The sequence below is a fragment of the uncultured Aureimonas sp. genome (genome assembly GCF_913775355.1).
Classification (GTDB): Bacteria; Pseudomonadota; Alphaproteobacteria; order Rhizobiales; family Rhizobiaceae; genus Aureimonas.
This window is the reverse complement of the sequence record NZ_CAJYIU010000058.1, coordinates 1-19221: the sequence shown is the minus strand read 5'-3', so window position 1 is coordinate 19221 and position 19221 is coordinate 1. Positions and strand designations below refer to the sequence as shown.

The following is a 19221-nucleotide window of genomic DNA, read 5'->3' as shown; positions in this document are numbered from 1 at the left end:
TCGTCAACGCGATGCGTCGATTGCAACCTTTTCGTCCGCGTCGGCGGTGTCGGCGGCCTCGGCGATCGGCGCCACCCGGAACACGGCCTCCTCGTCGCTCTGCTCCAGTGTGACGGCGAGCTTCGCCTCACGCGCCAGAAGCAGGGCGTAATAGGGCTGGATGCCGTGGGCGTCGATCGAATCGGGCGTCGCCTCGCCGGCCAGAAGCTCGCGGAACTTCGCCGGAACGCGCAGCGGCTTGCCGCGCGAGGTGATCGTGAAGCGCGCCACCGGCTCGAGCTGCTCGATCACCACCTCGACCTCGCGCCCCCGCGGCACGGATGCGTTGGCGACGACGAGAAGGTTGAGCACCAGCTTGGCGATGTTCTTCGGCACGTAGGCGCGCTCGCCCGACCACTGCAGGTTAGCCTTCTCGAACGCCATCCAGCCCTCGGCGACGGTCTTTGCGTCGCCCATGTCGATCTGCGCCGTGGAGGAGCCCGACGCGCCGTAGGCGATCCGCGCGAACTGCAGCTTGGCCACCGCGCTCTTCGTCGAGGAGCGCACGAGCGCCATCGATTCCGGATCGTCCGGCATGTCGTCGAGAAGTTCGAGCCCGCTCTGGATCGCCCCGACCGGGGAGATGATGTCGTGGCAGAGGCGGCTGGCCAGGAGGGCCGCCAGATCCGGCGCGGACAATGCGGGCAGGTTCGTCATCGGCGTTCCGTCTTGGTTAACATTCGATGAAAATCGGACACAATCGCCCTATCACGCGGCCGCCCGTGCGGCGAGGCAAAGCCGGGCCGCCGGCACCCTTTCCGCCGCCTGTGGCATCCCGACGACACCTGACGGAGCGGCAGGCATCGGCGTTAGGGAAGCGGAAACCATGCATCGCGCAAGCTGTGGACGAGACCTTCGTCCGCTCGCTCATAGGGCGCCCGGACCGTCACAGCCTTCGGAAGGATTCCCGCGATGAACCGCACGACCCGGCTGGTCCGCCGCCTCGCCCTCGCCGCCATGGCCGCCGTGGCGCTGCCGGCGTCGATCGGCCTGTCCACCCTGCCCGCGAGCGCCCAGGCGCAGAGCGGCGGCTACACGATGGAGGAGATCGTCGGCGAAGGGCACCGCTTCTTCGGCGCGACGGCCGGCGGGCTCGCCACGGTGATCGAGCGCGCCTTCCAGGAGCGCGGCCTGCCCAACGGCTACATCCTCGGCGAGGAAGGCTCCGGCGCCTTCATCGGCGGCCTGCGCTTCGGCGAAGGCACCCTCTTCACCAAGAACGCCGGCGAGCACCGCATCTTCTGGCAGGGCCCGTCGATCGGCTTCGATGCCGGCGGCGACGGCGCGCGCACCATGATGCTCGTCTACAACCTGCCGTCGGTCGAGGGCGTCTACGGCCGCTTCATCGGCATGAGCGGCAGCGCCTATCTCGTCGGCGGCGTCGGCATGACCTTCCTGCAGCGCGATGCGATCACGCTGGTGCCGATCCGCACCGGCGTCGGCGCCCGTCTCGGCGTCAATGTCGGCTATCTCAAGCTGACGCCGACCGCGACCTGGAACCCGTTCTGAGGGGGAACGCCGCGCTAGGCAGGCCGGGTCGGATTGACGTATGACAGTCCGACGCGGCCGTCGTCCGGTCGCCTTTCTGGCCTATGTCGACCTACGGCATCCGCCAGGCACGAGGTCGAACGTTTCATGATCGCAACCGCGCTCGTCTTCGCGCTCGGCGCCCTGGTCGCCAGCTTCCTGGCCCTCGTCTTCGCGCCGATCCTGTGGAGCAACGCCCAGCGTCTCGCGCGGCGCGAGTTCGAGGCCAACATCCCGGCCTCCGTGCGCGAGATGCGCGCCGAGATCGACGCCGCGCGCGCAAGGGCAGCCTTCGATCTCGGACGGGAAGCGATGCGGCATCGCGCCGCGCAGGAGACGGTGGCGCGCGAGCGCACCGAGGCCGGTCATGCCATCCTTGAAAACGGCCAGCTTCTCGCCCGGCAGGTCGAGCTCGACCGCGAGATCGCGGCGAGCAGCGGCCGCATCCGTCTCCTCGAGGACCAGATCGGCATGCTGACGCAGGAGCGCGACGCGCTTCTGGCGACGCGCCGGGACCTGCGCGCGCGTCTCGAACGCCGCGAGGGCGAACTGGCAGGCCTCTCCGCCAAGCACGCAAACCTCAGCGAGCGCTTCGATGCGCAGCGGTTCCAGCTGGCGTCCGCGGAAGCGCGGGTCGGCGAACTCACCGCCGCCCTCACCCCGCCACCGCCTGCGGCCACCGGGCCGCTCGCTGCGACGGTTTCCGCATCACGGCCCGTTCCGCAGGCGCTGGCGTCGGCAAAGCCTGAGGCCTCCCTTGCCCCCCCGGCTCCGGCGCCGACGGCGGCCACGGGCCCGACCGGAAGCAGCCGGCTTCGGGCCGCCATCGCGCGCACGGGCGCCGCGAAACCCGCGGCTACGCCGGCCGACCACGCGGAAATCCGCGAGCGCATCGGCGACATCGCGGCGCGCGTCATTCATGAGCGGATCAAGGTCGAAGGGTCCGATTCGCAGCTTGCGCGCTTCATCGCCGAGGCGCCGCAGCCGAGCGGCGACGACGAGCCGTTCCTCGCCGACCGCGTGCGCAGCCTTCAGGCCGGCGAAGCGACCGCCGCACCGGAGACGGCAGTGCCGACCGCACCGGGGGCGACGGTCACGACCGCGCCGGGAAAGCCAAATGGTGCAGGACGAGCGCGGCGGAAGTCGCGACGTTGAGGCTGTCGAGCCCCGGCGCCATCTCGATGCGCACGGGGCGGCAGCGGGTCATCACCGCATCCTCCAGCCCATCCCCTTCCGCCCCGAGAAACAGGGCGCGGGGCCGGGTATCCCGGATATCGCGCAGCGCATCCGCGGCGTTCGGCGTGAGCGCGAGGCACTCGTAACCCATCGACGACAGGCGCTCCGCGATGGCCGACGCACCGCCCCAGCGCGCGAACGGCACGGTGAACACGGTTCCGACGGACACCCGGATCGCCTTGCGATAGAGCGGATCGCAGGCCCGCTCGTCGAGGATTACCGCCCCCGCGCCGAAAGCCGCGGCATTGCGAAAGATCGCCCCCATGTTGTCGTGGTTGGACAGGCCGCAGGCGACGACGAGGTTTCCCCTCGCGTCGAGGGTCATGCGCAGCGCCGCTTCGATCGCATGATCCCCGGCGGCCGGCACGGGTTCGGCCAAAGCCATCACCCCGCGATGAACCGGAAAGCCGGCGATCCGATCGAACACGTCGCGCTCGGCCCGGTAGACCGGCACATCCGCCGGCAGCCGGGAGAGCCGCGCGCCCAGACCCTCCAGTCGCTGGCGCAGCACCAGGAGGCTCACCGGGCGAAACCGGCTTGAAGCAAGGATCTGGTCGAGGACCACCGCCCCTTCCGCGATGAACTGGCCGCTGCGCGTCAGGTCGCGCTCGCGCACATCGCGATACGCGGCGATTCGCGAATCGGCGGGATCGAGGATGTCGATGACGACCGGGCGTTCCGGAGCCTGCCGCGCTTCGTCCATCGCTCACTCCCCCATCCCGACCTCGACGCGTGGCCGACGACCGACCGCTCACGCAAAGTCGGCGACATGAAGCAGAGGCGAATTTTGAAGGAGAAGATGACTGGTACGCCCAAGGGGAATCGAACCCCTGTTTGCGCCGTGAGAGGGCGCCGTCCTAACCGCTAGACGATGGGCGCGAACCAGTGATCGGGGATATAGCCAGCCCGTTCCGCCTTGGCAAGCGCTTTCTGCGGTTCACCGCGCGGTTTGCGCGGGAGGCTTGACGGCCGACAGCGGGTAGCGCGCCGCGAGCGTGCCGGAGCCGAGGTCGATGAGGACGAGCGACTGCGTGCCGTCGGCGGCTTCCACGGTCAAAAGCGCATTGTCGCCGTTGAGAGCGGTCGCGACGACGCGCGCGCCCGCGCCGATCGCCACAGGCGGCAGCGTGCCGGCGGCGCGCTGCGCGCCCTCGCCGTCCTTGGTGCGATAGACAACGGCGCTCAGAACCGCGATAAGCCCGACGAACAGGACGGCGATCGAGATCGCGAGCAGGCGGACCATCTTGCGCCGCACCTTCTCGAAGGCCGGATCATTCGGCGCGCCGGCCGTTTCATTGTTTCCCGTCACGTTCTTCCCGCGCCGCTGGAGTGTCAGATGTCGATCGTTGGTACAGGGGGAGACGAAACCGACGCAAGCGCGTTCGTGGTGGGTGACGCCGACGCGGGGCGTCGGCTCGATCAGTTCCTGGCCGCAGCGCTCGGCGGCGAGCTGTCGCGCTCGCGCCTCCAGTCCCTGATCGAGGACGGACAGGTCCGCATCGACGACGAAACCGTGACCATCCCGAAGCGCAAGGTCGTGGCGGGCGAGACGGTGCAACTCGACATGCCGGAGGCGGCCGCCCCGGAACCGACGCCCGAGGACATCCCGCTCGACATCCTTTATGAGGACGACCACCTCGTCGTCCTCGACAAGCCGGCAGGGCTCGTGGTGCATCCGGGGCCGGGCAACTGGACGGGCACGCTGGTCAACGCCCTCCTCTTCCACTGCGGCGACACGCTGTCTGGCATCGGCGGCGTGAAGCGTCCCGGCATCGTGCACCGGCTCGACAAGGACACGAGCGGCGTCATGGTCGTCGCCAAGTCCGACACCGCACACCGCTCGCTGGCCAAGCAGTTCGCCGCCCACGGGCAGGATGGTCGGATGGAACGCGCCTACCAGGCCGTGGTCTGGGGCATGCCGTCGCGCCCCGTCGGGACCGTCGAGGCCGCACTCGGGCGCTCCAACTCCGACCGCACCAAGCGCCAGGTCGTGCCCGAGGGCCGGCCGGACGCGCGCCATGCGGTCACCCATTTCGAGGTCCTGGAGCGCTTCGGCACGGAGGGCGCCAACGCCTCGCTGATCGCCTGCGTCCTCGAGACGGGCCGCACCCATCAGATCCGCGTCCATATGAGCCATATCGGCCATCCGCTGATCGGCGACGAGGTCTACGGCGCGCATTTCCGCACCAAGGCGAAGAAGCTCGGGGAAGTCGGTGAGGTCGTCGCCGCCTTTCCCCGTCAGGCCCTCCACGCCTTCCGCCTCGTGTTCGAGCATCCGGTGACGGGGGAATCGATGGAGTTCGAGACCGATCCGCCGGCCGACCTGCAGGAACTTCTCGAAGCGCTGGGCCGTTTGGACGGCTGACAGGCCTGCGATGACGGCGGGCGCTGCGATCCGGCGTCTCTACCGAGTGAACGAAATGTAACCTTCGTTCGCCCTCCTCCGGCCGTGTAATCGGGGCATAGAGCCACCATATCGAAGCTCGGCGGGGTGCGCCTTGAGGGTACCCCGCAGCCGATCGGCTCGGCATCGAGCGATCCAGGCAGAAGGAGGGTTCCATATGGCGAGAGCCAATCTTCCCAGCATCGCATCCGGCGAAGGCGGCCTCAGCCGCTACCTCGACGAGATCCGGCGTTTTCCGATGCTGGAGCCGAACGAAGAATACATGCTGGCCAAGCGCTATGCCGAACACGACGATCGCGGCGCGGCCCACAAGCTCGTGACCAGCCATCTGCGCCTCGTGGCGAAGATCGCGATGGGCTATCGCGGCTACGGGCTGCCGATCGGCGAGGTCGTGTCCGAGGGCAATGTCGGCCTGATGCAGGCGGTCAAGCGCTTCGACGCCGACCGCGGCTTCCGTCTGGCCACCTACGCGATGTGGTGGATCAAGGCCTCGATCCAGGAATACATCCTGCGGTCGTGGAGCCTCGTGAAGATGGGCACGACGGCCAACCAGAAGCGCTTGTTCTTCAACCTGCGCAAGATGAAGAGCCGCATCCAGGCGCTCGACGAGGGCGACCTGCGCCCCGATCAGGTCCAGCAGATCGCGACCTCGCTCGGCGTGTCCGAGGAGGAGGTCGTTTCGATGAACCGCCGCCTGTCGGGCGACGCCTCGCTGAACGCGCCGATCCGCGCGACGGAAGGCGAGTCGGGCGAGTGGCAGGACTGGCTGGTCGATCAGTCCGAGAACCAGGAGGATATCCTGGTCGAGCAGGACGAACTCGAGCAGCGCCGCGGCATGCTGCAACGGGCGATGGACGTCCTGAACGATCGCGAGCGTCGCATCTTCGAGGCGCGGCGCCTTGCCGAGGACCCGCTGACGCTGGAGGCTCTGTCGGGCGAGTTCGACATCAGCCGCGAGCGTGTGCGCCAGATCGAGGTGCGCGCCTTCGAGAAGGTGCAGAAGGCGGTGCAGGATACGGCGGAAGCCGCTCGCCGCTCGCTGCGGGTCGTCGAGGACGCCCACGCCTGACGCGGCGGACTACCGAGTTATGAAAAAGGGCCGGTCTCCCGCGAGACCGGCCCTTTCTTTTGGCTTCGACCGCGCGGCCGTTAGGTCCGGCTGTTCCAGGCGTCGATCGCCTCGCGGAACACGCGCTCACCGGGAATGCCTTTCTCGATCGACATCAGCGCCCGCTGGCCGGACGTGTAGGCGATCGGAATGTCGATCCACTCCTGGCTGCGCAGGAGCGCGAGATTGCTTTGGATCGCCTGCGGCAGGTCGTTCAGGGCGATGATGAAGAACCCGTCGGAAATCTTGCCGGCGACGCCGATCAGCGGCTCGCCGCGCGCCTGCTCCGTCGGCTTCAGCGCCAGCCGCTGCACGTTCTCGATCTGGCCGCCGGGGAAATTGGCCGGCGTGTCGAAGAGGATCTCGATCACGTGGCTCGCGGGCAGCGTCGTGTCGGCGTTTCGGCGGATGGTCATCGTCATCTTGAGGTTCGTGTCCGGCACGTCGACCACCGCCCGGATCACCGGCTCGGCCGGCCGACCCTCGGCCGGGGGCTCGTTGTCGAGACTCCAGACGACGTTGCCGGTCTGCTGCGTGCCCTCGCGATTGGCCGACCGCTCCTCGTAGAACACCGCGCGCTGGCCGACCGGCACGGTACCGGCCGCCACCTGCGGCGTCGAAGCGGGTGCCTGGGGCGCGGGCGTCGCGCTCGGCTCGGGTACGGCGGGCGTCGGAGCCGGCGTCGTCTCCGTGGCCGGCGACGGCGCGATCGTCGCGGCGGCGACGTTGGTCCCCTCCTCGAAGGCGTTCGGCGCGTTGGTGCCCGGTCCCTCGTCCACCTCGCTCCCGTCCGGCAGGAGGCGCTGGGTGAACTGTCGGCCGCCCGGCGCGGGCGGCGTCGTCGTCGGCGTCGCCGGGGCGACGTCGGTTACGGTGCCGCTCGGCGGCGCGGCGGTCTCGGGCGTCGTTCCGGCCTCGGGGGCCGAAGCCTCGCCGCTGTCGGTCGTCTGGCCGGGCGCGGTCCCGGCCGGAACCGATGCCGTCTGCGGTGTGCCGAGAACGACGGAGCGGATATCGTCGAGATAGAGATAGCCAAGGGCGCCGAGCCCGACCAGCGCCACCACGGCGACACCGGTGAAGAGCGGCGAGCGGGTTCGGCTGGCGGCGCGGCGCGGCGCATAGCGCGGGGCACCGAGATCCGCCTCGGGAATGCCCGACAGCATCGCGCCCGGCGAGGGCGTCGCCGACGGAGCGGGAACGGGGCTCGCGGGCCGGAGGCCGCCGCGCGCGGCGGACCGCGGCTCTGGCCTGTCAGACGTCTGGTCCTTCGCGCGCCGCTCGCGCATCGGCGGCGCCGGTGGCGGCGCGATGCGTGCGGGCGCTCGAAGGCCGGCGCCGGGCGCTCCGCCGGGCGAGGCTCGGCAGCGGCAGGCGGGCTATAGGCGGGAGGCGCGGACGGCGCGGGGCGCGACGGCGCGACGGGCGCGGCGTCTCCCGGCCGCATGGTCGGTGTGGCGCGCGGAAACGCCGGGACCGGCGCGCGCGGGGGAGCACGCTCCGGCTCCGGCGCTGCGTAGGACGGAGCGGGCTCGGGAGCGGCAGGCACCGGCTCGGGCGGGACAGGCTCTGGGGCTGGCGTTGCGACCGGAGGCGGAGCGACGGGCGCTTCGACCGGCGCAGCGGTGCCCTCGACGCTCTGGTAGTAGGCCTCCGACTCGGCGATCGCGTCTTCCAGCACGCGATAGCGCTGCTCCGCGACCTCGGCGGCCAGCGGCGGGTCGGCGGACTGGATCTGCCGCGTGATGGCGGCCCGTGCCTTCTCGTAGACCTTGGCCCGCAACTGCGGCGTGGCATTCGGCAAGCCGTCGATGGTCTTGCGGAGGACGGCGGTCAGATTCGCCATGAAGCGCTGCACTCACTCGAGGTCGGTACCGGGAACGGACCGAGCCTCGCGGCGATCCAGCACCCGTCCGGCTCCGCCGCGCCGGTCGATCCCGCCTGCCAGGGAATCGCGACGGGAGGGGCCGATGGAAGGAAGGCGGATCGCCTCCCCTCCCGGTTGTGGACGAACCCCGCCTTCGAGAAAGCGGGGGCCGCGCGGCGCAGCCGAAAGCTCGAACGAACCTAGAAACCTTTTATCAAGGTTTCATTAATCTTGAAACGGATCGCGGACAAGGATCGTGTCGTCACGCTCCGGCGAGGTGGACAGTAGCGTCACCGGCGCGCCCACGAGTTCCTCGATCTGGCGCACGTACTTGACCGCCTGCGCCGGAAGGTCGCCCCAGGACCGCGCGCCGGCCGTCGTGCCCTTCCAGCCCTCGAACGTCTCGTAGACCGGCTTCACGCGCTTCTGGGCGGCGAGACTCGCGGGGAAATAGTCGATCCGCTCGCCGTCCAGCTCGTAGGCCGTGCAGATGCGGATCTCGTCCATCCCGTCGAGGACGTCGAGCTTGGTCAGCGCCAGCCCGTGGATGCCGTTGATCGCGACCGCCTGTCGCACCAGCACCGCGTCGAACCAGCCGCAGCGGCGCTTGCGGCCGGTGACCGTGCCGAACTCGTGGCCCTTGGTGCCGAGAAACTCGCCGACCTCGTTGTCCTGCTCGGTCGGGAACGGCCCCTCCCCGACGCGCGTCGTGTAGGCCTTCGTGATGCCGAGCACGAAGCCGAGGCTGGACGGCCCGAGGCCGGAGCCCGCCGCCGCCTGCCCCGCCACCGTGTTGGAGGAGGTGACGAACGGATAGGTGCCGTGGTCGATGTCGAGAAGCGTCCCCTGGGCGCCCTCGAAGAGGATGCGGTCGCCCGCCTTGCGGCGTTCGTCGAGAAGGCGCCAGACCCGGTCGATGTAAGGGGTGATCTCGGCGGCCACCGAGGTCAGTTCCTCGAGGATCGCCGAAGCCTCGACCTCCGGCTGGCCGAGGCCGCGCCGAAGCGGGTTGTGGTGGGCGAGCAGGCGCTCGATGCGCTCAGGGAGCGCTTCCGGCTCGGCGAGGTCCATCACGCGGATCGCGCGGCGGCCGACCTTGTCCTCGTAGGCCGGGCCGATGCCGCGGCCCGTGGTGCCGATCTTGGTGCCGGCCGCGGCCGCCTCGCGCGCGGCGTCGAGCTCACGGTGCAGCGACAGGATCAGCGATGCGTTGTCAGCGATGCGCAGGGTGTCCGGCGAGATCGCGACGCCCTGGCCCTCGAGGCGCTTCTTCTCGGTGACGAAGTGGTGCGGGTCGAAGACGACGCCGTTGCCGATCACCGAGAGCTTGCCCTTCCGCACCACGCCCGACGGCATGAGCGAGAGCTTGTAGGAGACGCCGGAGACGACCAGCGTGTGCCCGGCATTGTGGCCGCCCTGGAATCGCACGACGACGTCGGCCCGCTCCGAGAGCCAGTCGACGATCTTGCCCTTCCCTTCGTCTCCCCACTGGGAACCGACGACGACGACGTTAGCCATGCAGTCTCCTCGAAGGCGTCCCGCCCTCACGATGCTGATCTTCGGGCGCGCGAAAGACCCGTCGGGGGTCCGCCGGCGCAAACGCGGCGGACTATAGTCAAGGCTTTGCGGCAGCGCGAGGTCGCGAGCCGCCTTTTTCACACGATCGAACCGAGAATTAAGCCATGCGAACGATTGCCTGTGACGCGGCGATCCGCGAAAGCTCCAGCATGCTGAAGCGACTCGCCCACCCCGCCGTTCTCCTCCTTCTCACCGCGTTCATCTGGGGCGCCAACGCGGTGGCGGGGAAGCTGTCCGTCGGCCATATCTCGCCGATGAGCCTGACGCTCCTGCGCTGGGTCGGGGCGCTGATCCTCCTCTTCCCCTTCGCGCGTCCGCATCTGAGAAGCGACGGGCCGACCATCCGGCGCCACTGGCTCTATTTCGTCGGCCTCGGCCTTCTCGGCTTCACCTCGTTCAACGCGCTGTTCTATGTCGCGATGGGTTATACGAGCGCGATCAACGCGATGATCATCCAGGCCGCGATGCCGCTGGTCGTCTTCGTCGGCATGTTCCTGTTCTTCCACATCCGCGTGTCGGTTCTGCAGGTCGTCGGCTTCGCGCTGACGCTGGTCGGCGTCCTCCTCGTCGCCTCGCACGGGCATCCCGAGACGATCCTCGTGCTCGACCTCAACATCGGCGACGCGATGATCCTCGCCTCGACGACGATCTTCGGCGTCTACACGATCCTCCTGTCGCGCAAGCCGCGCGTCCATTGGCTGAGCTCGATCTTCCTCCTCAGCCTCGGCGGCGCGCTCGGAGCGGTGCCGCTGCTCGTCTGGGAGGTCGCGGCGGGGCTGACCTTCGCACCGGATGCGCAGGGCCTCCTGATCCTCGCCTTCACGATCGTCTTCCCGTCGATCCTCAGCCAGGCGCTCTACATCAAGGGCGTCGAGATGATCGGCGCCAACCGGGCGAACATCTTCGTCAACACCGTGCCGGTCTTCGGCGCGATCCTTGCGGTGTTGATCCTCGCCGAGCCGTTCCACGCCTATCATCTAGTGGCGCTGTCGCTCGTTCTCGGCGGCATCGCGCTGGCCGAGCGTGGCAAGCGCGCCGCGCAGCCCGCGGCGGAATGAGAAAGGGCGGAGCGGTTTCCCGCTCCGCCCTCCCGCAGATCCGATGGCCTTTCGGCCGATCAGACGTCGAAGGTCAGCATCTTCGCCTGGCCGATCGCGTTGAGGCCGCGCAGTTCGTCGAGGAATTCCTCGCTCAGCGGCTCGTCGAGATAGATGATCGCGATCGCGCTGCCGCCCTGCTCGTCGCGGCCGAGGTGGAAGTTGGCGATGTTGATCCCGGCCTTGCCGAAGGCGGTGCCGATCTGGCCGATGACGCCCGGCACGTCCTGGTTGGCCGTGTAGAGCATGTAGCGGCCGACGTCGGCCTCCATGTTGATGCCCTTGATCTGGATGAAGCGCGGTTTGCCGTCCGAGAAGGTCGTACCTGCCACCGAGCGCGTCTGCTTCTTGGTCTTCACGGTGACCATGATGTAGCCGTCGAAGACGCCGGTCTTGTCGCGGCGCACCTCGGAGACGGCGATGCCGCGCTCCTTGGCCATCAGCGGCGCCGAGACCATGTTCACCGTCTGCACCTGCGCCTTCAGGAGGCCGGCGATCGCGGCCGCCGACAGGGCGCGCGTGTTCATCGTGCCCGGCGCGCCGTCGTAAAGGATCTCGACCGCGTCGATCGGCTCTTCCGTCAGCTGGCCCGCGAAGGAGCCGAGGATTTCGGCGAGCTTCACGTAAGGGGTCAGGATCGGCGCCTCTTCGGCGGTGATCGAGGGCATGTTCAAGGCGTTCGAGACCGCGCCCTTCACAAGATAGTCGGCCATCTGCTCGGCGACCTGCAGCGCGACGTTCTCCTGCGCTTCCGTCGTGGAGGCACCGAGATGAGGGGTGCAGACCACGTTGTCGAGGCCGAAGAGCGGGCTGTCGGTCGCCGGCTCCACCTCGAACACGTCGATGCCCGCGCCCGCCACGTGGCCGGACTTAATGGCCTCTGCGAGGTCCTTCTCGACGATCAGACCGCCGCGCGCGCAGTTGATGATGCGCACGCCCTTCTTCATCGTGGCGATCGCCTTGGCGTCGATGATGTTGCGGGTCTTGTCGGTGAGCGGGGTGTGAAGCGTAATGAAGTCGGCGCGCTTGAAGAGGTCCTCGAGCTCCACCTTCTCGATGCCGAGCTGGGCCGCGCGCTCCTCCGAGAGGAACGGGTCGAAGCCGATCACCTTCATCTTCAGGCCGACGCCGCGGCTTGCCACGATCGAGCCGATGTTCCCGCAGCCGACGACGCCGAGCACCTTGCCGGTGATCTCGACACCCATGAAGCGGTTCTTCTCCCACTTGCCGGCCTGCGTCGAGGCGTCGGCGGCGGGCATCTGGCGGGCCACCGCAAACATCATCGCGATGGCATGCTCGGCCGTCGTGATCGAGTTGCCGAAGGGCGTGTTCATCACGATGATGCCCTTCCGCGAGGCGGCCGGGATGTCGACATTGTCGACGCCGATGCCGGCGCGGCCGATGACGCGAAGGTTCGGCGCGGCGTCGATCACCTTTTCCGTCACCTTGGTGGCGGAGCGGATGGCAAGGCCGTCATACTGGCCGATCACCTCGAGGAGCTTGTCCTTGTCCTTGCCGAGGTCGGGGAGGTAGTCGACCTCGACGCCCTTGTCCTTGAAGATCTGGACGGCGGTCGGGGACAGCTTGTCGGAAACGAGAACGCGCGGAGCCATCAGGCTTCTCCTGCAGCTTTCGGCATCGAGCGATGCCTGGAAACGGGGATGAACGAAGGAGCCCGCCCCTCGTATCGGGGCGGGTCATGCCGTCAGGTCAGGGCTTCAAGCCAGCGTCGCGCGCTGCGCCTCGTAGGCGTAGGCGATCCAGGGCATCAGGGCCTCGAGGTCGGACGCCTCGACCGTCGCGCCGGCCCAGATGCGAAGGCCTGGAGGGGCGTCGCGATAGGCACCGATGTCGAGGGCGACGCCCTCCTTCTCCAGCTTCGAGGCGACGCCCTTGGCGAAGGCGTCCTGCTCGTCCTTGGAAAGGCCGGTGATCTCGGGCGCCGTGAACTGCAGGCAGACCGAGGTGTTGGAGCGGATCTCGGGGGTCTTCGCGAGGAAGCCGATCCAGTCGTTGGTGGCCACGAACCGGTCGATCACGCCGAGATTCTTGTCGGCGCGCGCCTTCAGAGCCTCGAGACCGCCGATCGATTTCGCCCACTGGAGCGCATCGAGATAGTCCTCGACGCAGAGCATCGACGGCGTGTTGATCGTCTCGCCCTTGAAGATGCCCTCGATCAGCTTGCCGCCCGAGGTGAGGCGGAAGATCTTCGGCAGCGGCCAGGCCGGCTTGTAGGTGGTGAGACGCTCGACGGCGCGGGGGCTGAGGATCAGGACGCCGTGCGCGCCCTCCCCGCCCAGCACCTTCTGCCAGGAGAAGGTGACCACATCGAGCTTGTCGTAAGGCAGGTCCTGCGCGAAGGCCGCCGAAGTGGCGTCGCAGATCGTCAGGCCCTGGCGGCTCGCAGGGATCGCATCGCCGTTCGGCACGCGCACGCCCGAGGTCGTGCCGTTCCAGGTGAACACCACGTCGTGGTCGAAATCGATCTCGGCGAAATCCACGATCTCGCCGTAAGGGGCTTCGAGGACGCGCGCGTCCGCAAGCTTCAGCTGCTTGACCGCATCCGTCACCCAGCCGGAGCCGAAGCTCTCCCAGGCGACCATGTCGACCGGGCGCGCGCCGAGCAGCGACCACATCGCCATCTCGACCGCGCCGGTGTCGGACGCCGGCACGATACCGATGCGATAGTCGTCGGGAACGCCGAGCACGGCGCGGGTGTCGTCGATCGCCTGGGCGAGCTTGGTCTTGCCGATCTTGGCGCGGTGCGAGCGGCCGAGCGGCGCGTCGCTCAGCGCATCCAGCGTCCAGCCGGGACGCTTGGCACAAGGACCAGAGGAAAAGCGGGGATTGGCCGGACGAGCGGCCGGCGGTGCGATAGTCGCCATCAAAAGCTATCCTTACAGATAGAAGCGCCTCGTTGGGGAGGCGTGTCCCAAGTCTGCGGATATGCCCGTCCCGGCCGACGGTCAAGTGACAATCGGGCGACGTTCACGCGAAGCTCACGCCTATTCTATGAAACGCGAGCCCTTCCGAACCGATTTTTGTCCCATCGAAAGACGGAACGGAGGATCACCATGGCGGCCGGAAGAAGCCTGGAGCGTCGGGTTCTGGACAAGGACGAACTCGATCTCGTCGCGAAGACACATCACCCGGCCATCCGCGAACTGGAAGAGGCCGTTCTCGACACCCTTACCCGGCGTCTGCGCGAACGACGCGACCGGGCACAGGCGATCGCGAATCGCCGACGGGGCGCCGCGCGGCGAGGTCAGGGACCCGCGGAGCCTAAAAATTCCGGCATGCGCCAGAAGGCCGGGCTGCTGGCCGCAGCCTTGGCTCGCGTGAACAAGGAGCGCACGCGCCGCGAGCACGAGCGAGCGTCGGATGCCCTGCAGGCCAATGCCCGCCGAGCCCTCAAGCTCAAGCGTGCCGACGCGTGGCGAAGCGCACGCCGGCCCGGCGCCGGTCGCACCGCGCGCGACGGCATGACGCCGTTGGAAAGCGGGAGGGCCCGGCGCATCGGCAGCCCCATGGAAGCGGGACGCGTCTCCCAGTTCGTGCGCGAGCCCCAGGCCGCGCGCGACAACCGCGGCTGATCGCGCCGCGTCCTACCAGAGCTTGAAGCGAAGACCGGCGCGGATCGTGTGCCGGTCGAAGCCCTCGTCCTCGGCCACAAGACGGGCGCCGGACGCGGTGTCGAAGCGGTAGGCGTCGCCGTCCCAGACGTTGAGATAGCGATAGCCGGTGTCGATCGAGAGGCTGTCCGTGACATCGTAGGAGACGCCGGCCGACACGGCGTAGGCGAAGCGCCAGGACGCCGCCCCGTCGTAGACCGCCGACGATCCGCCCGCCGGACAGACCCCCGCTCCGGTGCAGAACGCGGCGCCCGCTACGTCGCCGTAGTCGACATGCACCGCGCCGAGGCCGGCACCGACGTAAGGGGTGAAGCCCGCCACCGTGCCGAGATCGACATAGGCGTTGCCGATGATCTCGACCGCCTCGATCTCTCCCCGCTCGCGCGAAGCACAGGACGCGTCGAAGCCGCAGAACCAGCCGGCGCCGTTGCCGCCCGAAACATCCTGCTTCCAGTAGTCCAGCGTCGCGTCGAAGCGCAGCCAGTCGTTCGCCTTGTAGCCGACACCGCCGCCGACACCGAAGCCGTCGTCGAGGCGCCAGTCGGACATGCGGTTCGTCGCCGTGCCGCCCGGGCCGACGAGGAACTGGGTGCCGCCGAAGGTCGTGTCGAACCCGTAGGTGGCGTCGGCGCGCAGATAGAGGCCGGTTTCGGCGACGGGAATGGCGATTTCCGGCGCCGCAAGAATGTCGATGTCGGCCGCAAACGCGGAGCTCGCGAGCGTCAGGAGGCTTGCGGCAAGGAGATGACGGGCGACGAACATGGCGAGGCTTTCTGCTGGGAGGGCCGCGAAACCTCTCGGCGGCGCGCGCCCCGGAGCTTCCGACCGCACCATCGCCGCCAATGCGTTAATCCCCGGTTAACCATGTCGCTTAACCTTTGCCGAACCTTTCGCCCGGTCCCCACCTGCCCCGAACGCGAAAAGGGCCGCCCGTGAGGGCAGCCCTTTTCGTCGTGTCGATGGCGCCTTGGCTCAGAAGAAGCTGTAGCGAAGACCGGCGCGGACCGTGTGGATGTCGAAGCCGTCGTCGCGCGTCTGGACGCCCGTCGCGCCGTACTGCTTGTCGGCGTTGTCGAACGACCAGGCGTCGCCTTCCCAGACCTTGGTGAAGCGGTAGCCGATGTCGAGAGCGAGCTGGCTCGTCAGGTCGACGCTGGCGCCGGCCATGAGCGCGGTCGCAAAGCGCCAGTCGTCCAGACCCTCATGGGTGCCGGAATAGGGCGTGTAGCTCGGGCTGCAGGGCGGGCAGACTTCGTTCGACTTCACGTCGTCGTACTTGACGTAGGCCGTGCCGACGCCGGCGCCAAGGTAGGGCGTGACGACGCCGAAGCTCGGCAGGTCGACATAGGCGTTCGCCATGATCGTCCAGACGTCGGCCTTCGAGCGGTCGTTGTAGTTGCACTCCTCGAAGGGCCCGAGGCCGTGCGCCGGATCGGTGATGATCATCAGCGGGCACTTGGTCTTGCCGTTCACGTCGGAGCGGAAGTAGTCGACCGTCGCGTCCATGCGGAACGTGTCGGTGAAGCGGTAGCCGGCGCCGACGCCGAAGGTCGCCGCGTCCGACAGGCGCAGGTCGTCGTAGCGGTAGTGGTCGTCGATGCCCTCGACGCCCGGGAAGATGTTGTAGAAGGCCCACTTGCCTTCGGTTTCGGACTTAAAGTTGTAGCCGACGTCACCGCGGATGTACCAGCCGCTGAACGGGATCTCCTCGACCACCGGAACCGGCTCGATGATATCGGCCGCCTGGGCGAGAGTGGGAAGAATAGCGGCAGAGGCCAGAAGGCCAAGCGCAAGCCGTAGCATCATCATTGTCTCCAGATTTCACGACAGTCGCGGCTTGGGTTCCGCAATGATCGCAAATCTAAAGATTAATGATTAATAGAGCGTTTACCGTGCCGGAACCTGACCGGCACGTGATCTTGGATGGGGAACGACCGCACTCAGGCGGCTTCCCGCTTCAGCGCGCCGATGATGTCGTCCACCACTTCGTTGACGAGCTGCGGGTCGTCACCTTCCGCCATGACGCGGATCAGGGGCTCCGTACCGGACGGGCGGATGACGAGCCGCCCGCCCTCCCCGAGCCGGTCACGCCCGGCGTTGATCGCCGTCTGGACGCGCTCCTTCTCGAGCGGAGCGCCACCGGCGAAGCGCACGTTCTTCAGGACCTGCGGCACCGGCGTGAACTTGCGGCAGACCTCCGACACGGTGCCGCCGGCCGCGCGCACCACCGCCAGCACCTGCAGCGCCGAGACGAGGCCGTCGCCGGTGGTGCCGAAGTCCGACAGGACGATGTGGCCGGACTGCTCGCCGCCGACATTGTAGCCGTGCTCGCGCATGTGCTCGACCACGTAGCGGTCGCCGACCTTGGTGCGGGCGAGCTGGATCTGCCGGTCGTTGAGATAGCGCTCGAGGCCGAGGTTCGACATGATCGTCGCGACGATGCCGCCGGCGGCGAGCCGGCCGTCCTGCGCCCACGCCTCGCCGATGACGGCCATGATCTGGTCACCGTCCACGACCTCGCCGTGCTCGTCGACGATCAGCACCCGGTCCGCATCGCCGTCGAGGGCGATGCCAATGTCGGCGCGCACCTCGCGCACCTTCGCCTTGAGGGCGGCAGGGCTCGTCGATCCGCAGTTGAGATTGATGTTGGTGCCGTTCGGATCGACGCCGATCTTGACGACCTCGGCGCCGAGCTCCCACAGGACGTCGGGCGCGACGCGATAGGCCGCGCCGTTGGCGCAGTCGATGGCGACGCGCACGCCGTCGAGCGACAGGTCGCGCGGCAATGTGCGCTTGGCGAACTCGACATAGCGGTCGCGGCCGCCGTCGTCGTAGCGCTTGGCGCGTCCGAGATGGGCGCCAACCGAGAGGCGCGAGGTCAGGTCCTCGTCGATCAGCCGGTTGATCTCGCCCTCCAGCTCGTCCGACAGCTTGTAGCCGTCGGGGCCGAAGAGCTTGATGCCGTTGTCCTCGAAAGGATTGTGCGAGGCGGAGATCATCACGCCGATGTCGGCGCGCATCGAGCGCGTCAGCATGGCGACGGCGGGCGTCGGCATCGGGCCGAGCATCAGGACATCGACGCCGACCGCCGTGAAGCCGGCGCAGAGGGCCGGCTCCAGCATGTAGCCCGACAGGCGCGTGTCCTTGCCGATCACGACGCGGTGGCGGTAGTTCCCGCGCTTGAACGCAAGGCCCGCCGCCATGCCGACCTTCATCGCGATCTCGGGCGTCATCGGATGCCGGTTGGCGAGGCCGCGGATCCCGTCCGTCCCGAAATAGGATTTGGTCATGGCGTCTCGTCTCCGCTGGCAATCCGCTTGAGGCTTTAGGCGCACGAGCATGACGCCAAAAGTAAAAAAGAATGTCAGCGCCGCGAGGAGACGGCGCTCCGCCCTCGCCCCGTCGCCCGCCACCAATGAAAAAGGCGGGCTCGAAAGCCCGCCTTCGGTTGGTCACGCCACGGCCGCTCAGGCGGTCGGCTGAGGCTCCAGCCCGCCTTCCTTGTCGTCGCGCGGGCCGGACGGCTTGATCGAGCCGGCCTTGGGCACGGCCGAGCCGCGCGAGGGCGGTGTGTCGTCGCCCATGTCGCGGGCGAGCGTCTTGCCGGCGAGGAGATCGCGGACCTCGTCGCCCGACAGCGTCTCGAACTCGAGCAGGCCGTTGGCGATCGTGTGCAGGTCGTCGAGGTGATCGCGCAGCACCTGACGCGCGCGGTTCTCGGCGACCTCGACGATGCCGCGGACCTCAGAGTCGATCAGCTTGGCCGTCTCCTCCGACATGTTCTGCTGCTGCGAGACCGAGTGGCCGAGGAAAACCTCTTCCTGGTTCTGGCGGTAGCGCAGGCGCCCGAGCTTGTCGCTCATGCCGTATTCCATGACCATCGCGCGGGCCATGTTGGTGGCCTGTTGGATGTCGTTGGAGGCGCCGGTCGTCACGTTGTCGAGGCCGTAGATCAGTTCCTCGGCGGCGCGGCCGCCGAAGATCATCGCCAGACGCGCTTCCATCTCGATCTTGCGCATGCCGTAGCGATCACGCTCCGGCAGGTTCATGGTGACGCCGAGCGCGCGGCCGCGCGGGATGATCGTCACCTTGTGCAGCGGATCGTTGTGCGGAACATAGAGGCCGACAAGGGCGTGGCCGGCCTCGTGGTAGGCGGTCAGCTTCTTCTCTTCCTCGGTCATGGCCATCGAGCGGCGCTCGGCGCCCATCATGACCTTGTCCTTGGCGTCCTCGAACTCGAGCATCGTGACGAGGCGCTTGGAGCGACGGGCCGCCATCAGCGCCGCCTCGTTGACGAGGTTGGCGAGATCGGCGCCCGAGAAACCCGGCGTGCCGCGCGCGATGGTGCGCAGGTCGACGTTCGGGGCCAGCGGCACGTTGCGCACGTGGACCTTCAGGATCTTCTCGCGGCCGCCGACATCCGGGTTCGGCACCATGACCTGACGGTCGAAGCGGCCGGGACGCAGGAGCGCGGGATCGAGGACGTCGGGGCGGTTGGTCGCGGCAATGAGGATGATGCCCTCGTTCGCCTCGAAGCCGTCCATCTCGACGAGGAGCTGGTTCAGCGTCTGCTCGCGCTCGTCGTTGCCACCGCCGAGGCCGGCGCCGCGATGACGGCCGACGGCGTCGATCTCGTCGATGAAGATGATGCAGGGCGCATTCTTCTTGGCCTGCTCGAACATGTCGCGCACGCGGGATGCGCCGACGCCGACGAACATCTCGACGAAGTCCGAGCC

Annotated in this window: 17 protein-coding genes and 1 tRNA gene; 6 read left to right on the top strand and 12 right to left on the bottom strand. The window is 68.3% G+C overall.

Features of this window, described 5'->3' with window-relative positions; genetic code table 11:
- Positions 1–3: 3 nt before the first annotated feature.
- Positions 4–696, bottom strand: a complete 693-nt coding sequence (chpT, locus tag QZ753_RS04595; protein ID WP_294641516.1) for a histidine phosphotransferase ChpT — start codon at positions 694–696, stop codon at positions 4–6.
- Positions 697–951: 255 nt separating this feature from the next.
- Here chpT and QZ753_RS04590 point away from each other — a divergent pair, with 255 nt between their 5' ends.
- Both QZ753_RS04590 and QZ753_RS04585 read left to right on the top strand, forming a co-directional pair.
- The gene (locus QZ753_RS04590) at positions 952–1548 is read left to right on the top strand and encodes a DUF1134 domain-containing protein (protein WP_294641515.1); all 597 of its coding nucleotides are present in this window, start codon (positions 952–954) and stop codon (positions 1546–1548) included.
- A 126-nt stretch (positions 1549–1674) separates the two neighbouring features.
- The gene (locus tag QZ753_RS04585; RefSeq protein ID WP_294641514.1) at positions 1675–2721 is read left to right on the top strand and encodes a hypothetical protein; all 1047 of its coding nucleotides are present in this window, start codon (positions 1675–1677) and stop codon (positions 2719–2721) included.
- Here QZ753_RS04585 and QZ753_RS04580 read toward each other — a convergent pair.
- The 3 genes from QZ753_RS04580 to QZ753_RS04570 all read right to left on the bottom strand — a co-directional run bounded on the left by QZ753_RS04580 (position 2660) and on the right by QZ753_RS04570 (position 4111).
- Positions 2660–3505 carry an RNA methyltransferase gene (locus QZ753_RS04580; protein ID WP_294641513.1) on the bottom strand — a complete coding sequence of 282 codons (846 nt, stop codon included), beginning with the start codon at positions 3503–3505 and terminating at the stop codon, positions 2660–2662. The genes QZ753_RS04585 and QZ753_RS04580 overlap by 62 nt on opposite strands.
- Positions 3506–3606: 101 nt before the next feature.
- Positions 3607–3681: transfer RNA gene (locus QZ753_RS04575), tRNA-Glu, on the bottom strand.
- 58 nt (positions 3682–3739) lie between these two features.
- Positions 3740–4111 (bottom strand): fimbrial protein, encoded by a 372-nt coding sequence (locus QZ753_RS04570; protein ID WP_294641512.1) that lies wholly within the window; start codon positions 4109–4111, stop codon positions 3740–3742.
- A 27-nt stretch (positions 4112–4138) separates the two neighbouring features.
- Between QZ753_RS04570 and QZ753_RS04565 the strand changes: the two genes are divergently transcribed.
- Entirely contained in the window at positions 4139–5167 is a 1029-nt protein-coding gene (locus tag QZ753_RS04565) for an RluA family pseudouridine synthase (protein WP_294641511.1), read from the top strand.
- Between the two features lie 196 nt (positions 5168–5363).
- Positions 5364–6275 (top strand): RNA polymerase sigma factor RpoH, encoded by a 912-nt coding sequence (rpoH, locus tag QZ753_RS04560; RefSeq protein WP_294641510.1) that lies wholly within the window; start codon positions 5364–5366, stop codon positions 6273–6275.
- A gap of 80 nt (positions 6276–6355) precedes the next feature.
- Here the strand turns inward: rpoH and QZ753_RS04555 are convergent, their stop codons facing one another.
- Together QZ753_RS04555 and QZ753_RS04550 are read right to left on the bottom strand one after the other, a co-directional pair.
- Complete coding sequence (locus tag QZ753_RS04555) at positions 6356–7600, bottom strand: hypothetical protein (RefSeq protein WP_294641509.1); 1245 nt, start codon at positions 7598–7600, stop codon at positions 6356–6358.
- A gap of 803 nt (positions 7601–8403) precedes the next feature.
- The gene (locus QZ753_RS04550; RefSeq protein ID WP_294641508.1) at positions 8404–9696 is read right to left on the bottom strand and encodes an adenylosuccinate synthase; all 1293 of its coding nucleotides are present in this window, start codon (positions 9694–9696) and stop codon (positions 8404–8406) included.
- A gap of 209 nt (positions 9697–9905) precedes the next feature.
- On the opposite strand from QZ753_RS04550, the gene QZ753_RS04545 reads away from it, so the two are divergent.
- Positions 9906–10814, top strand: a complete 909-nt coding sequence (locus tag QZ753_RS04545; RefSeq protein WP_294641507.1) for a DMT family transporter — start codon at positions 9906–9908, stop codon at positions 10812–10814.
- A 59-nt stretch (positions 10815–10873) separates the two neighbouring features.
- Here QZ753_RS04545 and serA read toward each other — a convergent pair whose 3' ends face one another.
- Positions 10874–12466, bottom strand: a complete 1593-nt coding sequence (gene serA / locus QZ753_RS04540; protein WP_294641506.1) for a phosphoglycerate dehydrogenase — start codon at positions 12464–12466, stop codon at positions 10874–10876.
- A gap of 105 nt (positions 12467–12571) precedes the next feature.
- Positions 12572–13738, bottom strand: coding sequence for a phosphoserine transaminase (locus QZ753_RS04535; RefSeq protein WP_294641505.1), 1167 nt, complete (start codon positions 13736–13738; stop codon positions 12572–12574).
- 189 nt (positions 13739–13927) lie between these two features.
- On the opposite strand from QZ753_RS04535, the gene QZ753_RS04530 reads away from it, so the two are divergent.
- A complete protein-coding gene (locus tag QZ753_RS04530) occupies positions 13928–14446 on the top strand; it encodes a hypothetical protein (RefSeq protein ID WP_294641504.1) in 519 nt (172 codons plus the stop codon).
- Between the two features lie 12 nt (positions 14447–14458).
- Here the strand turns inward: QZ753_RS04530 and QZ753_RS04525 are convergent, their stop codons facing one another.
- The 4 genes from QZ753_RS04525 to ftsH all read right to left on the bottom strand — a co-directional run.
- Entirely contained in the window at positions 14459–15247 is a 789-nt protein-coding gene (locus QZ753_RS04525) for an outer membrane beta-barrel protein (protein ID WP_294641503.1), read from the bottom strand.
- Between the two features lie 210 nt (positions 15248–15457).
- A complete protein-coding gene (locus QZ753_RS04520) occupies positions 15458–16288 on the bottom strand; it encodes an outer membrane protein (RefSeq protein WP_367171490.1) in 831 nt (276 codons plus the stop codon).
- A gap of 137 nt (positions 16289–16425) precedes the next feature.
- Positions 16426–17775: a phosphoglucosamine mutase gene (glmM, locus tag QZ753_RS04515; RefSeq protein ID WP_294641501.1), complete on the bottom strand. Its 1350-nt coding sequence runs from the start codon at positions 17773–17775 to the stop codon at positions 16426–16428.
- A 177-nt stretch (positions 17776–17952) separates the two neighbouring features.
- A partial coding sequence (ftsH, locus tag QZ753_RS04510) for an ATP-dependent zinc metalloprotease FtsH (protein WP_294641500.1) occupies positions 17953–19221 on the bottom strand: 1269 nt, incomplete at its 5' end.

Excerpts from the sequence above, each read along its gene's own strand:
- QZ753_RS04525 (WP_294641503.1), bottom strand. The coding sequence starts at position 15,247 with ATGTTCGTCGCCCGTCATCTCCTTGCCGCAAGCCTCCTGACGCTCGCG.
- QZ753_RS04590 (WP_294641515.1), top strand. The coding sequence starts at position 952 with ATGAACCGCACGACCCGGCTGGTCCGCCGCCTCGCCCTCGCCGCCATG.
- QZ753_RS04550 (WP_294641508.1), bottom strand. The coding sequence starts at position 9,696 with ATGGCTAACGTCGTCGTCGTCGGTTCCCAGTGGGGAGACGAAGGGAAG.
- QZ753_RS04530 (WP_294641504.1), top strand. The coding sequence starts at position 13,928 with ATGGCGGCCGGAAGAAGCCTGGAGCGTCGGGTTCTGGACAAGGACGAA.
- QZ753_RS04535 (WP_294641505.1), bottom strand. The coding sequence starts at position 13,738 with ATGGCGACTATCGCACCGCCGGCCGCTCGTCCGGCCAATCCCCGCTTT.
- QZ753_RS04520 (WP_367171490.1), bottom strand. The coding sequence starts at position 16,288 with ATGCTACGGCTTGCGCTTGGCCTTCTGGCCTCTGCCGCTATTCTTCCC.
- QZ753_RS04585 (WP_294641514.1), top strand. The coding sequence starts at position 1,675 with ATGATCGCAACCGCGCTCGTCTTCGCGCTCGGCGCCCTGGTCGCCAGC.
- rpoH (WP_294641510.1), top strand. The coding sequence starts at position 5,364 with ATGGCGAGAGCCAATCTTCCCAGCATCGCATCCGGCGAAGGCGGCCTC.
- QZ753_RS04545 (WP_294641507.1), top strand. The coding sequence starts at position 9,906 with ATGCTGAAGCGACTCGCCCACCCCGCCGTTCTCCTCCTTCTCACCGCG.
- serA (WP_294641506.1), bottom strand. The coding sequence starts at position 12,466 with ATGGCTCCGCGCGTTCTCGTTTCCGACAAGCTGTCCCCGACCGCCGTC.
- glmM (WP_294641501.1), bottom strand. The coding sequence starts at position 17,775 with ATGACCAAATCCTATTTCGGGACGGACGGGATCCGCGGCCTCGCCAAC.
- QZ753_RS04555 (WP_294641509.1), bottom strand. The coding sequence starts at position 7,600 with ATGCGCGAGCGGCGCGCGAAGGACCAGACGTCTGACAGGCCAGAGCCG.
- QZ753_RS04580 (WP_294641513.1), bottom strand. The coding sequence starts at position 3,505 with ATGGACGAAGCGCGGCAGGCTCCGGAACGCCCGGTCGTCATCGACATC.
- chpT (WP_294641516.1), bottom strand. The coding sequence starts at position 696 with ATGACGAACCTGCCCGCATTGTCCGCGCCGGATCTGGCGGCCCTCCTG.
- QZ753_RS04565 (WP_294641511.1), top strand. The coding sequence starts at position 4,139 with ATGTCGATCGTTGGTACAGGGGGAGACGAAACCGACGCAAGCGCGTTC.